Raw genomic sequence first — 14,313 nt, 5'->3', positions numbered from 1 at the left:
AGCTAAAGGTATAAGGGGGAATAATTAAATGGCTAAAGATTCTAAGCGTAATCAAGAGCAAGAGAATTTAAAGAGGCTTGAAAATAAGGAAGGAAGTAGATTTGAAGGAACAAGAGATTTGAACCCAGATGATTTTGAAGACTTTGAGGCTAGAGAAAAAGGAGTTACAGCTGAAAGTGAATTTGAAAGAATAAGAAATTTGAACCCAGATGATTTTGAGGATTTTGAAGCAGCGAAGGACTTTAAGACAGAAAAAAGGGCCAACAAAGATTCAAATAAAAAGTAATTTTAAACAGTGATTCTTCTGCTAAAGAAAGAGTCGGCACTTTAAATGCCGGCTCTTTTATAATCTATAACAATCAATTCTAGTGAGTGGAATTATTAATCTAATTGAAATTGAAGGAATTTATTATTAATTCTTGAATAAAGTAAGTGATTATTTTAAATTCAGGAGGAATGATAAAATGAAAACATCCGAAAGAAGAGAGGAACTTTTAAACAGGTTAATTCAAGAACCCAATTCAATTACTGGGTCTAAATTAGCTGAGATATTTGATGTTAGTCGCCAGGTAATTGTACAAGATATAGCTTTATTAAGGGCCAAAGGCCATAAAATAGTAGCTACCTCTCAAGGTTATGTTATGTCTCAGACTACAAATAATATGGTACAAAAGACGATTGCTTGCAAACATAAAGAAAAAGAAATAAGAGCTGAGTTAGAAACAATTATTAAGTATGGTGGAAGAGTCAAAGATGTAATTGTTGAACATCCAATCTATGGCGAATTAAAAGGGTTATTAATGATTCAAAGTAAAGCTGAATTAGAAGAGTTTTTGGAAAAAAGCAGAAATGAATCTAGTAAACCATTATCTTTTTTAACTGAAGGAGTTCACTTACATACAATTGAAGCTTTAAATCAAGAAGTTCTAGATCTAATTGAAAGTAAGTTGCAAGAAAAAGGGTTTTTATTAAGTGAAGATGAGTGATTAAGGATTTATTAAGTTTGTACAGTTGGAACATGGTCACTTATGAATATATAAAAACATAAAGGTGTCTTTACACTTGACATAACAACAATTAAAGTATAAAATTAGTAATTGAAAAAGCACTAAATATTACTTAAGGAGGCTATTATGAAATCAAAATTAATTGAAAAAATTAAAAGATTAAAACAAGAGAAAAATGCGGTAATTTTGGCCCATAACTATCAAATAGAAGAAGTTCAAGCTATAGCAGATTATACTGGAGACTCTTTAGGATTGAGTCAGAAAGCAGCAGATATAGAAGAAGATGTGATTGTATTTTGTGGAGTGGATTTTATGGCTGAAAGTGCAGCTATATTAGCACCAGATAAAACAGTCTTATTACCAGAAATAAATGCCGGTTGTCCGATGGCAGAAATGATAACAGCTGAAAAGCTAAAAGAAAAGAAAAAAGAGTATCCTGATGCTGCCGTTGTTTGTTATGTTAACTCTTCAGCGGCAGTTAAAGCTGAAAGTGATATCTGTTGTACGTCATCTAATGCATTAGAGGTTGTTGAAGCAGTTGATAAGCAACAGGTTTTATTTGTACCAGATCAAAATCTAGGCCATTATGTAAGTCAACAAACTGACAAAGAGGTCATTTTATGGGATGGATACTGTATTACTCATCATCGAATGTTACCGGAGTATATTACTGAGGTTAGAGAGGCTCATCCCGAAGCTCCAGTCATTGTTCACCCTGAATGTAGACCAGAAGTAGTAGAACTAGCTGATTTTGTAGGGAGCACAGGACAATTAACCAAATATGCTAAAGAATCGACTGCTGAAACAATTATTATTGGTACTGAAATGGGGATTTTATATAAATTAAAACAACAGAATCCAGATCAAGATTTTTATCTCTTAAATCAAGGATTAATCTGTCAAAACATGAAATTAACTTCACTGGAAAATGTAGCAGAAGCCCTAGAAAAGATGCAATATAAAATTGAAGTTGATTCTCAAACTAGAATTAAGGCTCGAGAAGCACTGGATAAAATGTTAAAAATCAGTGGATAATTATGGGGGTGAATAATATGATCCCAAGATATTTGACTAATTTTAATTTACAACAAATTGAGCAGATAAAGACTGATTTTTTAGTAATTGGTAGTGGAATCGCTGGTTTATATAGTGGATTAAAATTAGCTAACAGAGGAAAAGTAAGATTATTAACTAAAGGAAAGCTTAAGGATTGTAATACCGAGTATGCTCAGGGAGGGATTGCTGCTGCAATTGCAACTAATGATAATCCTAAGCTACATTATCTAGATACTTTAAGAGCGGGAGCAGGCCTAACTAATTCAGAAGCTGTAAGTACTTTAACTGATGAAAGTCAAGAAAGAATTGAAGAGTTAATTGAAATTGGAGTTGAATTTGATCAAGCCAATGGAGAGTTGGCTTTGACTAAAGAAGGAGCTCATAGCTGTTGTCGGGTTTTACATGCAGGTGGTGATGCTACTGGTGCTGAAATTAGAAAGGTTTTGGGCCAACAAGTTCAAAAAAATAAAAGAATTAAAGTTGACAGTGAGATCTTTGCCATAGATTTATTGACAGAAAATAATAGATGCTATGGTATTTTAGCTTATGATCAAAAGCAAGAAAAATATCTAGCTTATTTGGCCCAAGCAGTGATCCTAGCTACTGGAGGAGCAGGACAGTTATATGCTAAGACTTCTAACCCTGCTATAGCTACTGGAGATGGGATTGCTATGGCCTATCGAGCCGGGGTAGAGGTGATGGATCTAGAGTTTATTCAATTCCATCCAACTACGCTAGAATTAGCAGAAAGAGAGAACTTTTTGATTTCAGAAGCAGTTAGAGGGGAAGGTGCTATTTTACGTAATCAAGCTGGAAAGGCTTTCATGACTGATTATCATCATTTGGCTGAGTTGGCCCCTCGAGATATAGTAGCAAGGGCTATCTATCAAGAGATAAAAAATAGCTCAGATGATCATCTCTATTTAGATGTGACCGAATTAGACCCTAACTATATTAAAGAAAGATTTCCAACAATTTATCGAACTTGCTTAGAGGCTGGAGTTGATATTAGTAAAGATTACATCCCTATAGCTCCTGCTGCTCATTATCTGATGGGGGGAGTTAAGGTCAATTTGAATGGAGAAAGCAGTCTAGCAGGTTTATTTGTCTGTGGCGAAGCTGCTGCTATGGGATTACATGGGGCCAACCGACTTGCCAGCAATTCATTATTAGAAGCTTTGGTATATGGGAAAAAAGTAGCTGATCGAGCAGCTACCTTTTTAGATGAGCCTAAAATGGACTTTAATTGGTTACAATTTAATTATGATCAACAAGTAAGAGGAGATATCCCAGCTGAAAAGATTAAAAATCAGATTCAGAGTTTGATGATGGAGCAGGCAGGAATTGTTCGTAATGAATTAGGATTAAAAAAAGCACTAGCCCAATTAAGTAAAATGACTGACTATTTAAAAATGACACTTTTACAGATAGAAGAGGTTGAGGTACAGAATTTAATTATCGTAGCTTATTTGGCCGTTAAAGCAGCCTTAATCAGAACGGAGAGTAGAGGAGCACATTATCGATCCGATTTTCCTGAGAAAAATTCTAAATGGAATAAGCATATTTGTTTAAAAAAAGAGAATAGACAGGAGGAGTTTAGAGTTGAGGTTAACTAAAAGAAACATTTTAAAGATAATCAAGAATGCACTTACAGAGGATATCGGTAGAGGGGATATTACTACAGAAGCATTGATTGGAGAGGATAAAGAAGGGGTAGGTCAGATAATTGCTAAGGATTGTGGAGTAATTGCTGGTCTAGATGTTGCTAGTTGGGTTTATAAGGAGTTAGATTCTGATCTTAAATTTGAAGCTTTAGTAGCTGATGGGGAGCGAGTTGAACCAGGTCAAGTAATAGCTAAAATTTCTGGTTTCGTTGGCCCGATCTTAACTGGTGAACGGGTAGCACTCAACTTTTTACAGCGAATGTCTGGAATAGCTACTAAGACTGCTAAGTATCAAGAACAAGTAGCAGATTATGATCTAAAAATCGTTGACACACGTAAGACAACACCAGGGTTGAGGGTTTTAGAAAAGTATGCTGTAAAGGTAGGCGGAGGTGCTAATCATCGTTTTGGATTATATGATGCTGTAATGATTAAGGATAATCATATTCAGGCAGCTGGTAGTATTAAAAAGGCAGTTACACAGATTAAAGAAAACCTTTCTCATACCACAAAGATTGAAGTAGAAGTAGAGAACTTAACAGAAGTTGAAGAAGCTTTAGCAGAAGATGTTGATATTATTATGTTAGATAATATGTCCTTTGAGTTAATGGAAGAAGCAGTGGAGTTGATTGCTGGAAAAGCAATTGTGGAAGCTTCAGGAGGAATTACAATAGATGATCTAGTTAATGTAGCTGAAACAGGAGTCGATATTATTTCTTTAGGAACTTTAACCCATACAATAAAATCATTGGATATTAGTTTGGATTTAAAGGGGGAATAATTTGATGGCTCAAAGCATTAAGAATTATTTAGAACGCAAAAATATTGAATTTTCATTAAAGCGGTATGGTATTGAAGCATTAGCTGCTATGACTAAAGGGTTGTTTGCTTCTTTAATTATTGGGTTGATTCTGGAAGTTTTAGGAGAACAGTTAGGTTTATCATTACTAGTAGAGTTTAGTGAAGTAGCAATGGATATGATGGGGCCAGCAATTGGTGTTTCTGTAGCTTATGGATTACAAGCACCACCACTGGTCATCTTTACTTCAGTTATTACAGGAGCAGCAGGGGCCGAGTTAGGAGGACCCGTAGGAGCTTTTCTAGCAGCTGTAATTGGAGCAGAGTTTGGTAAGTTAATCTCTAAAGAGACTAAGCTTGATATAGTACTAACTCCAATGACAGTAATTATTACCGGATTATTAGTAGCTGATTTTGTTGGCCCGGTAATTGATACCTTAATGACTGGACTAGGTCAATTGATTGTTCAAACAACAGAGTTACATCCAATTCCAATGGGGATTTTAGTTTCAGTATTGATGGGTATGGCTTTAACTTTACCAATCAGTAGTGCTGCTATTGGATTGATGTTAAATTTAAGTGGTTTAGCAGCTGGAGCAGCAACAATTGGTTGTAGTGCTCAAATGATTGGTTTTGCTGTAATCAGTTTTCGTGAAAATGGGTGGGGTGGATTGATAAGCCAAGGATTAGGTACTTCTATGTTACAGATGCCTAATATAGTTAAGAACCCTTATATCTGGGTACCACCGACTTTAACAGGTGCTATTTTAGGGCCAATAGCCACTACAATTATTCCTTTAGAGAATATTCCAATCGGTTCTGGAATGGGAACTGCTGGATTAGTAGGACAGTTTGGAACTATTGAAGCAATGGGAACTGAAGTGATCGGAGCAATTATTTTATTACACTTTATTTTACCTGCAGTTTTAAGTTTAATAATTTATAAAATTATGTATAAGTTTAATTTAATTAAAGATAATGATTTATTATTAGATATTTAGCTAATTTAAAATTAAAATATCTATAATCAATTTTTAGTAATATTTTCCCTTTCTAAGAATATTATGTATTAAAGAGCAGTAAAGAAAGGGTGAATATTAATGAAAACTTTAGCATTAATTTTAGCTGGAGGTAAAGGAACTAGACTGGATATTCTTTCAGGACATAGAGCAAAGCCGAGTGTTCCGTTTGCAGGAAAGTATAGGTTAATCGATTTTACTTTAAGCAATTGTGTTAATTCTGGCATCTATAACATTGGAATTCTAACTCAATATTTGCCATTAGCTTTAAATACTCATATTGGAATAGGAAGACCTTGGGATCTTGATCGTAAAATAGGTGGTATAACCTTATTACAACCATATACTGGAGAAAAAAACAACTGGTACCAAGGTACAGCACATGCTGTTTATCAAAATATAAATTATATTAAGAAAAAAGATCCAGACTATACAATTATATTATCTGGAGATCACGTTTATAAAATGGATTATAGTAAATTGATTTCATTTCATCAAGAACAAGGAGCTGATTTGACTATTGCAGCTCAGCGTGTTCCAGAACAAGATGCAAGTAGATTTGGAATCTTAAAACCAGATAGTACAATGAAGATCTTAGATTTTAAAGAAAAGCCTCAAAACCCTCCTAGTAATTTAGCATCAATGGGCATTTATGTTTTTTCTACTAAGGCATTAGTCAAAAAATTAGAAAAGATTTGTGATCAAAAACATTCTGATTTTGGGCACCATATTATTCCGGAGATGATTGAAGAAGATCAAGTTTATGCTTATGAGTTTGAAGGTTTTTGGAGAGATGTAGGTACGTTAGAATCATTCTGGAAGACTAATTTAGATTTAATAAAAACAGAACTTGAAATTGATTTATATGATCAGGAATGGAAGATTTATACTCGAGATCGTGAAGAACCACCTGTTAATTTTGGAGAGCAGGGAATAGCAACTGAAAGTTTAGTTTCTAATGGAGCAGTAATTAATGGTAAAGTTGAAAATTCAGTTATTTCTCCAGGAGTAATTATTGAAGAGGGAGCTGTAGTAAAAGATTCGATCATTTTTCATAATACTAAAATCCAAAAGAATACAGTAATTAATAAATCGATAATTGATAAGAATGTAACTGTTGGCCCTGATGCTCAAGTAGGATTTGGAGATGATTTAACTCCAAACCAAGAAAAACCTGATATTCTTAGACATGGCTTAAATATAATTGCTAAAGGCATTCAAATTCCACCAGAGATAAAAATAGAACGAAACTGTAGAATACTCTCTAAGATAAAGTTAAATGATCTAAAAGAAAATATTATTTCAAGTGGTACTACTATTAAATAATAAAAAAAGAACAGTAAAGCTGTTCTTTTTTTATTAACCATAGTAACTTTATGATTAGTCATTTATGAACAAAGAATAATATATCATAAAAACAGAAAAACTATAATTAATAAATAAACTCTAGGAGGATTACTTTGACTCAAAAATCTCATGTTCATTGTACAGTAGATAATTGTCATTGGTGGGAAGAACCTAATTTATGTATAGCAGAAAAGGTATTAGTTGTTAGTGATGATTTTGCAAAAAAGCTACCAAATGAGATGGATGTAGAAGAGACTAATGAAATAGTCAACCAACAAGGTATGTCTCCTGTAACAGAATGTTATCAAAGCTGTTGTAAGACATTTGTACCTCATGATAAATATGAGGCAGGCTTAGGAGGAACTAACCCTAACAATCCTAATTAATAAGAAAGCAACTGGTTTTAAAACCAGTTGCTTTCTTATTTCCTTTATATAAAAATCCATTATTTACTAATTGATTTCAGTTGCAAAAACTTAACCTTTAACATAAATATAATATTGTTGAATAAATAGATTAAAAGGAGGAAAAATATGAGTGAATCAGAAGAAAAATTAGAAAAAATAGCTGAGTTAGCTGGAGTGAGTCCTGATTTAATTAATGATTTAGGAGTTGGAAATCTAACTGAAGACCAAATAGCAATAATAGAGCAAATTTTTGATTTATATCTAACTGATCAAGAATCTTTTGCAGAATTTATTGCTAATAGCGGCTTAGATAACATCGCTAATAATTTAGATGAAGATATGAAAAAAGGCATTGAAAATAAAGATGACTTAGAAACCCTCAAAGAAAAATTAGGAGATATGGTAAAAGAAGAAGATCTAGATTTGGATTTAGACTCTTAAAAATTAATTATATATAAATATACGAGGAGGTAAAGAATGAAAGATTCCATTATTGCCTTACAAGTTGATGAACGAGATAATTTTGCATCAGATGTTCAGAACATATTAACTAAATACGGAACAAATATAAAAACAAGGTTAGGTTTGCATAATAATGAAAAAAATCAAGGTTTAATTTTGATTGAATTTGCTGGTAAAGATAAAGAATTAAATAACTTTAAAGATGAGTTAAAAGATATTAAACCATTAAACTTTAAAGCAATGAATTTAAACTTTAAGCAATAAAGCACATGTGGAAACCACATGTGCTTTATTTTTTTATCAATTATTACAAAAAAATCAGTTTTTTCGCTTAAATATTTAAGTTTGTCATAATTTCGTAAAATTTATCTATTATAATTTTAGTAAGAACTTAAATAAGGAGTGATTGTTTATGGATAGAAATTCAATTAATATATATTTTAAAGAGACAAGCCATCGTTTACTTTCTAAAGAAGAAGAGGTCGAATTAGGAAAAAGAATTGCACAAGGAGATCAAGAAGCTAGAGAAAAACTAATTAATTCTAATTTAAGATTAGTAATCAGCATTGCTAAAAAATATAATAATCAGGGCTTAGATTTCTCAGATTTAATCCAAGAAGGAAATATTGGATTAATTAAAGCAGTCGAAAAGTTTAAATATCAAAAAGGATATAGATTCAGTACTTATGCTACTTGGTGGATTGAACAAAAAATTAGAAGAGCAATTAAACGACAAGGACGAACTATCAGACTATCTTTTCAAGTTCAAAATAATATTAATCAACTTAAAAGAATTCAAGAACATCTACGAGCTCAACTACAACGTGAACCGACTTTAGAAGAGTTAGCAGAAGATATGGATTTAACTGTACAAAAAGTAAGTGAGTTAATTGAATTAAGTCAAGATATATCTTCATTAAATAATAAAATTGGAGAAAATAAAGATAGTGACCTCTTTTCATTAATACCTAGTGAATTTGATTTAATTAAAGTGATTCTTGAAGATGATTTAAAAACAATGATTAATAAGTTATTAAGTTATCTTACTATTCGAGAAGAAAGAATCATTAAGTTAAGATTTGGCTTAGAAGATGGAAGAGAAAGAACATTCAAAGAAATAGCTAAACAATTGGATCTTTCGCGTGAAAGAATTAGACAACTATTAAATAGAGCATTAGAAAAATTAGAACGGCTTAATTATAACAGAAATCTAGATACATATTTGGGTGTAGTTAGCTAATCAGAAACCATAGAATAAAAAACAATATTTCTAAAATATTTACCCTAAAAAAGAACATACTATAAGAAGTACTATTAATTACTTTTGTAGTTTTTGTAAAAAAATGATAACATTTGTTTATAACTTAAGAAAGGGGGCAGCAAATGCAGAAAAAATCCAAAGGTTTTTTAAACACATTAGCCAAAATACATGATGAAGATTTTATTGAAGCACCAACTCAAGATTTAATTTCACTTAAATCTAATTATTTAAAATTACTTAAGTGTATTACATCGAAAGAACCCCTTGTCAAGGAGAGTAGGTTTGAAAGCATAGTAAGCTACATTAATAATTTATTTGGTTTTTCAAATAATACAACCATAAAAGATTTTTTTATCATTAAATTTATTTTGAATTTCTTAAGTAAAGAACCTCAAAATTAAAAAAATAGAATAATTAACAAAGGAATGCTCTCTTAAGAGAGCATTCCTTTTTCTTTAAGTTAATCATTATCTATTTGACTCTTATACTTCTCAACATCTTCATGTTGTTGAACCATACGTCTAACCATTTGACCACCAGCAGAACCACAGGGGCGAGAATCTATATTTTCCCAATAACTAGACTTATATTCATCAGAGATATTAAAATCTTGAGCTGCTTCTAATTTAAATTTATCCAGTGCTTGTTTGGCTGTTGGATCTTCTAATTGCTTGTGACTCAATTTAATACCTCCCTATTTAACTTTTGGAAGTGATCAGTACCAGGTGGGGAGTTTTAGTTAGTTATTGAGATTGTTCTTGGTTAGCCACTTGATTTTCATATTGTTCAATCATACGCTTGACCATCTGACCACCAACAGAGCCACATTCTCTAGAAGTCATATTTCCCCAATAACCAGACTTATATTCATCAGAGATATTAAGTTCTTGAGCTACCTCTAATTTAAACTTATCCATTGCTTGTTTAGCCATTGGGTTGGCCAACTGATTATTATTATTTCTAATACTCATCTCTTTCACCTCCTTATCTTTATTCGTTATTATATTTCCCTAAAAGAAAAGTTGAATACAGTTAACTTTTAGAATAAAAACTTAAATTTTTAAGTTAGAAAAGATAAATTTGTTTAGTACAAAAAAAGGTATTAATAAAAACAACCAAGAACTAGTAAAGAATAAAGGTATTAAAATTCAAATTAACTATTATTTGAATGAACTATAAAAAGTAGGGATATTAATGAAAGAAAAATTAAAATATAATTCAAAAATTGATTATATAATGGAATATTTACAAAGTAAATACTTGAAATGGTATTGGGGAGTAGGCTTATTATTAGGCGGTTATTTTAATACTTTATTGATGTTAATTGGCTTAATTATTCTTTCTGGATGGGAATTTAGAAGTATTTTAGGTTATAACCCTGAACTAATGTTAGCTTTTGCTAGAATAGATCTACAAAACAAAAAACTAGAAAAAAGTAAAGAAAGATTATTTTTTTTAATTAATAGATATCCTAAATTATTAGATGCTTATTTTATTGCTGGTAAAATATTTATTCAGGAAAATAATTATACTGAATCAGAAAAATTATTTAAACATATTATCAATTATGAGAATAAAAAATATGATTTATTGAACTATAATCAAGAAGACGTCTTTAAAAAATCTTATAATTATCTTTGTGACAGCTTTATTAAGTTAGAAAAGTATGAAAAAGCTATTAATTATTTGGAGAAGATGAAAGATAAAGAAATGTTAGATGCCAAAGTTTATATTAAACTCGGCGATCTTTATGATAAATTAAATAATTCTAAAGCATATATTAATTACTCTTATGCTTATAAGTTAACCCAAGATTATACCACTTTAAAAAAATTAGCTGATTATTGTTATAAAAAAGATAAATTTGAGGAAGCACAAAAATATTATCAACATTTAATTGAACTGAAAGAGAAGGAAGAAGACATCTATAAATTATCTAAGATTTCTTTTAAACAAAGAAATTATCACACAGCAGAGAAGTATTTGAAAAAATTGAGTAAGCAAAAAGAAGATGATCCTTATATTTATTTATATTTAGCTTATTGTAAATTTAAACAAGAAGACTATAATAATAGCATTACATACTTAAATAAAAGTTGGAAAAAAAATAAATTAAATGAAAAGAATGATAAAAAAGTTTTAAATAAAACTGATAGGAAAGATCTTTTTTATAAGTTAGGTGCAGCCCATCTAGAAGTAGGTAATTATGAAAAAGCTAAACAGAATTATAGACAAGTTCTTGGATACGATCATAATAATTTTGAAGCCAGTGTTAAAGTTGGAATCTGTTTAGAAAAAGAGGGCCAATATAATAAGGCAATTGAAATTTATAAAGAAGTACTGGAACTAAAACCAAATCTGTTGACAACTTATTATGGAATTATAATCAGCAACTATCAGTTGGGCAATTATCATGAGGTTATTAAATTCTTAAAAGAATTAATTAGAAAGACTAGAAAACCAAAGATCTATCAATTATATAACCAATTAGGTCGAGAGGAAGAATTAATTTCTTGTTTAAAAGAGCTTAAGGAAGAATTTCCTAAAAATTATTTTATTTATATTAATCTAGCTTTAGCTTATGAAAGATTAAATAACCCACAAGCTGCTCAAAATTATCTGGAAGCTTATCGCTTAAAGACTAAAGAAAGAGTCCTAAAAAGATTGGCTATCTTTTATGCTAATAATGAGAAATTTGAAGAAGCTAAGACTTATTTTGCAGAATTATTAGATATTAATTATAAAAATTTTGAGTATATCTTTAATTTTGGAATAGTATGTTATCGTCTTGGGGATTTAAGAGAAGCTATTAATAAATTTAAAACAGCTTTAGATCTTCGAGGAGATAAATATGTTGAATTTTATCTTCACTTAGCTGCAGTTAAATATAGGGATTTACCACTTTCTCCTGATACGGTTGAAGAATATTTAGAGAAGTTAGGGGGTTCTATATCAACTTATATCGAATTAGGAGATTTAGCTTTAGAAAAAACGAAATATGAATTAGCAGAGCTTATATTTAAGCAAGGTATTGAACAATTTGAAGATGATTTTCGATTATACTATAAGTTGGCTCGGCTTTATGCAATTCAAGAAGATTATAATCACTCTTTAAAAGAATTGAAAAGAGCAATTATATTAAATCGAAATCTAAAAAATGAAATTTTAAAAGATGAAACCTTTGCAGAAGTTTCATCTAGTCGACAATTTAAAAAGATATTTAACTAAGGGTCTAGAGATATTTCTGGACCCTTAGTTATTTTAATAAGTAATATAATACCAAATTAAAGTTAACATATTAAAATTATCTAGTGAATAATATTATAAAAGTAGTACATAAAGGAGGACAAATCAAAATGAAGTTACAACAGAATTTAATCTTGATTTTCTTGATCTTTATTCTACTTTCAGCTATTTTAAGTCTTAATACTTTAAATATTATTTCAACAAGTCCTATTAATGAAGAGAATGCGGAATTAGGAAGAGAAATAAAGGTGAATAGTGATTATATTTCAAACAATAGAGTTAATGTTAAAATTATTTGGGATGTTATCTCTGAAGAAGAAGAATATATTGAAACCTCTAAAGAGGTACTAACTACAATTATTAATGATTTTCCTGAAGATGTATATCTAGGTATGAGAGTCTTTGGTACTATTAATCAAATAACAGATAATTCTCTATTGAGATTTCCTTTGACAATAGATAATCAAGAAAATTTAATAAATTTCATTAAAGAGGTTGAACCAGCTAATGCTAATACTTCTACAAGTAAATTGAATTTGATTAAAACTGCTGATAGTTTAATTGATAGGCAAGGCAAGAAACATATTTTATTAATTACAAATAATAATGACAATCAACAGAAAGAACTTATAAACACAGTAGAGAAGTTAACAAGAAAGGGCATTAGGACTCATGTTATACACACTGGGAATATAAATGACTCTAATCAGCCTCAATTAAAATCATTAGCCGAGAGTGGAAACGGAAAATATTTCACATACTTCGAAAAAGATAGAGTTGTCCCTACAATAAATCTAAACTGATTTATTCTTAATTAATTTTTAATGAATGAAGGAAGAAATAGTGCTTTACAGAATATATATAATAGTCATTAACAGCAGAGGAGAGGTTTTAATGTTTATATCTTATATTGATATGTTGCAAGAAATTAACTTTTTTTATTTTTTAATTATCGGTGCCGGAATAATCAGTCTTTTTTTAATTAAGTATTTCAAATCTAACTCTAAACTTGATTACGAATTAGTAGTTGAAAACTTAAAAAAGAATGATTTAAGTATTTTAGAACAAATTGAAGAAAGTAAGATTAAAAAAAGAGTTTTTTTAGATGGAAAAAAGGATTTAGAACCTAAAATTTATTTGGATGTCAAGAAATATCTTTTAGATAATGGCTTGATTAAAGATTGTTTTAAAGACTTAGTATTTGTTGAACAAAAAGAAGAGAAGATTTTAGCTTGTAAGGTATTATCTAAAGTTGGCACCTCCCAAACTATTGATTATTGTGTTACTGCTTTATATGATCAGGATAGTGAAGTAAAAAATAGTGCTATTAAAGCTTTAACTGATAATGCTAATCCTAAAGTGGTTGATACTTTTATTGATTATATAGACCATTGTAATGATGAAGTATTATTGTCAATGTTGACAAATGCATTTGAAAAGATAGGTTATCAGGCTTTTGAACAGTTAAAAAGGGTTGCCTTTGAAGGAGAAGAGATGCATAGAGTATGGGCAACTAAATTATTACGAGATATTGAAGATGATGAGACCAATGATTTATTATTAAGATTATTGGATGATCATTCTGAACAAGTTAGGATTGAAGCTATCAGGGGGTTGGCCCGACATATAAATCAAGAAAAAGTCTTTAATGCCTTAATTGAAAAGCTAAATGATAGTAATTGGAAGGTTAGAAATCAAGTGGTTACAATATTAGGTGAACTCTCTGATCGGCAAGTTTGCTCTCACTTATTTCAATTAATTGATGATGAACAGCGTATGATTAGAGTTAATGTTTGTCATGCTTTAATTAAGTCAGGTTATGAAGGAATTAAGTATTTAATTAAAGCTACTGAAATTAAAGAAAGTAAACAGGAAGCATTGCAAGCTTTAGATGAATTAGATATAGAATTTTTAATGAAAGCAGTTCAAAATATTTATGAAGAAGATGAAGTAACTACTACAGAAATTACTAAACAATTAGCTGGAATCAAAGGGACTAACGAAACTAATGAATCATTGAAATTAATGGAGAGTTAATAATAGTAG

The 14,313-nt window shown here is 30.2% G+C and carries 17 protein-coding genes; 15 read left to right on the top strand and 2 right to left on the bottom strand.

The window, feature by feature from the left end; translation table 11 throughout:
* Positions 1-28 precede the first annotated feature (28 nt).
* The 12 genes from MWH28_RS08070 to MWH28_RS08015 all read left to right on the top strand — a co-directional run bounded on the left by MWH28_RS08070 (position 29) and on the right by MWH28_RS08015 (position 9,422).
* Positions 29-286, top strand: a complete 258-nt coding sequence (locus MWH28_RS08070) for a hypothetical protein (protein WP_248618853.1) — start codon at positions 29-31, stop codon at positions 284-286.
* 178 nt (positions 287-464) lie between these two features.
* The gene (locus MWH28_RS08065; RefSeq protein ID WP_248618852.1) at positions 465-986 is read left to right on the top strand and encodes a transcription repressor NadR; all 522 of its coding nucleotides are present in this window, start codon (positions 465-467) and stop codon (positions 984-986) included.
* Between the two features lie 147 nt (positions 987-1,133).
* Complete coding sequence (nadA, locus tag MWH28_RS08060; RefSeq protein WP_248618851.1) at positions 1,134-2,042, top strand: quinolinate synthase NadA; 909 nt, start codon at positions 1,134-1,136, stop codon at positions 2,040-2,042.
* 17 nt (positions 2,043-2,059) lie between these two features.
* Positions 2,060-3,679, top strand: a complete 1,620-nt coding sequence (gene nadB, locus MWH28_RS08055) for an L-aspartate oxidase (protein ID WP_248618850.1) — start codon at positions 2,060-2,062, stop codon at positions 3,677-3,679.
* Positions 3,666-4,508 carry a carboxylating nicotinate-nucleotide diphosphorylase gene (gene nadC, locus MWH28_RS08050; protein ID WP_248618849.1) on the top strand — a complete coding sequence of 281 codons (843 nt, stop codon included), beginning with the start codon at positions 3,666-3,668 and terminating at the stop codon, positions 4,506-4,508. The genes nadB and nadC overlap by 14 nt, the downstream gene beginning before the upstream one ends.
* Before the next feature lie 4 nt (positions 4,509-4,512).
* Positions 4,513-5,526 carry a PTS sugar transporter subunit IIC gene (locus MWH28_RS08045; protein WP_248618848.1) on the top strand — a complete coding sequence of 338 codons (1,014 nt, stop codon included), beginning with the start codon at positions 4,513-4,515 and terminating at the stop codon, positions 5,524-5,526.
* A gap of 99 nt (positions 5,527-5,625) precedes the next feature.
* Entirely contained in the window at positions 5,626-6,870 is a 1,245-nt protein-coding gene (locus MWH28_RS08040) for a glucose-1-phosphate adenylyltransferase (protein ID WP_248618847.1), read from the top strand.
* 134 nt (positions 6,871-7,004) lie between these two features.
* A complete protein-coding gene (locus tag MWH28_RS08035) occupies positions 7,005-7,277 on the top strand; it encodes a DUF1540 domain-containing protein (RefSeq protein WP_248618846.1) in 273 nt (90 codons plus the stop codon).
* A 147-nt stretch (positions 7,278-7,424) separates the two neighbouring features.
* Positions 7,425-7,739 (top strand): hypothetical protein, encoded by a 315-nt coding sequence (locus tag MWH28_RS08030; RefSeq protein WP_248618845.1) that lies wholly within the window; start codon positions 7,425-7,427, stop codon positions 7,737-7,739.
* A gap of 36 nt (positions 7,740-7,775) precedes the next feature.
* Positions 7,776-8,024, top strand: a complete 249-nt coding sequence (locus MWH28_RS08025; protein ID WP_248618844.1) for a hypothetical protein — start codon at positions 7,776-7,778, stop codon at positions 8,022-8,024.
* A 148-nt stretch (positions 8,025-8,172) separates the two neighbouring features.
* Positions 8,173-9,000, top strand: coding sequence for a sigma-70 family RNA polymerase sigma factor (locus MWH28_RS08020; protein WP_248618843.1), 828 nt, complete (start codon positions 8,173-8,175; stop codon positions 8,998-9,000).
* A 143-nt stretch (positions 9,001-9,143) separates the two neighbouring features.
* Complete coding sequence (locus MWH28_RS08015; protein ID WP_248618842.1) at positions 9,144-9,422, top strand: hypothetical protein; 279 nt, start codon at positions 9,144-9,146, stop codon at positions 9,420-9,422.
* Positions 9,423-9,481: 59 nt separating this feature from the next.
* Here the strand turns inward: MWH28_RS08015 and MWH28_RS08010 are convergent, their stop codons facing one another.
* The gene (locus MWH28_RS08010) at positions 9,482-9,703 is read right to left on the bottom strand and encodes an alpha/beta-type small acid-soluble spore protein (RefSeq protein ID WP_248618840.1); all 222 of its coding nucleotides are present in this window, start codon (positions 9,701-9,703) and stop codon (positions 9,482-9,484) included.
* A gap of 61 nt (positions 9,704-9,764) precedes the next feature.
* Positions 9,765-9,992 carry an alpha/beta-type small acid-soluble spore protein gene (locus MWH28_RS08005; protein ID WP_248618839.1) on the bottom strand — a complete coding sequence of 76 codons (228 nt, stop codon included), beginning with the start codon at positions 9,990-9,992 and terminating at the stop codon, positions 9,765-9,767.
* Positions 9,993-10,215: 223 nt separating this feature from the next.
* On the opposite strand from MWH28_RS08005, the gene MWH28_RS08000 reads away from it, so the two are divergent.
* The 3 genes from MWH28_RS08000 (at position 10,216) to MWH28_RS07990 (ending at position 14,304) form a co-directional block, all read left to right on the top strand.
* The gene (locus MWH28_RS08000; protein ID WP_248618837.1) at positions 10,216-12,249 is read left to right on the top strand and encodes a tetratricopeptide repeat protein; all 2,034 of its coding nucleotides are present in this window, start codon (positions 10,216-10,218) and stop codon (positions 12,247-12,249) included.
* Positions 12,250-12,377: 128 nt separating this feature from the next.
* Positions 12,378-13,070 (top strand): vWA domain-containing protein, encoded by a 693-nt coding sequence (locus MWH28_RS07995; RefSeq protein WP_248618835.1) that lies wholly within the window; start codon positions 12,378-12,380, stop codon positions 13,068-13,070.
* A 91-nt stretch (positions 13,071-13,161) separates the two neighbouring features.
* Positions 13,162-14,304, top strand: coding sequence for a HEAT repeat domain-containing protein (locus MWH28_RS07990; protein WP_248618833.1), 1,143 nt, complete (start codon positions 13,162-13,164; stop codon positions 14,302-14,304).
* Positions 14,305-14,313: the final 9 nt, after the last annotated feature.

Origin of the sequence: Natroniella sulfidigena (assembly GCF_023223645.1) — a bacterium.
In the GTDB taxonomy this organism is placed as follows: Bacteria; Bacillota; Halanaerobiia; order Halobacteroidales; family Halobacteroidaceae; genus Natroniella; species Natroniella sulfidigena.
Note: the sequence above shows the minus strand (reverse complement) of the source record. Positions and strands in the feature narration are given on the sequence as shown.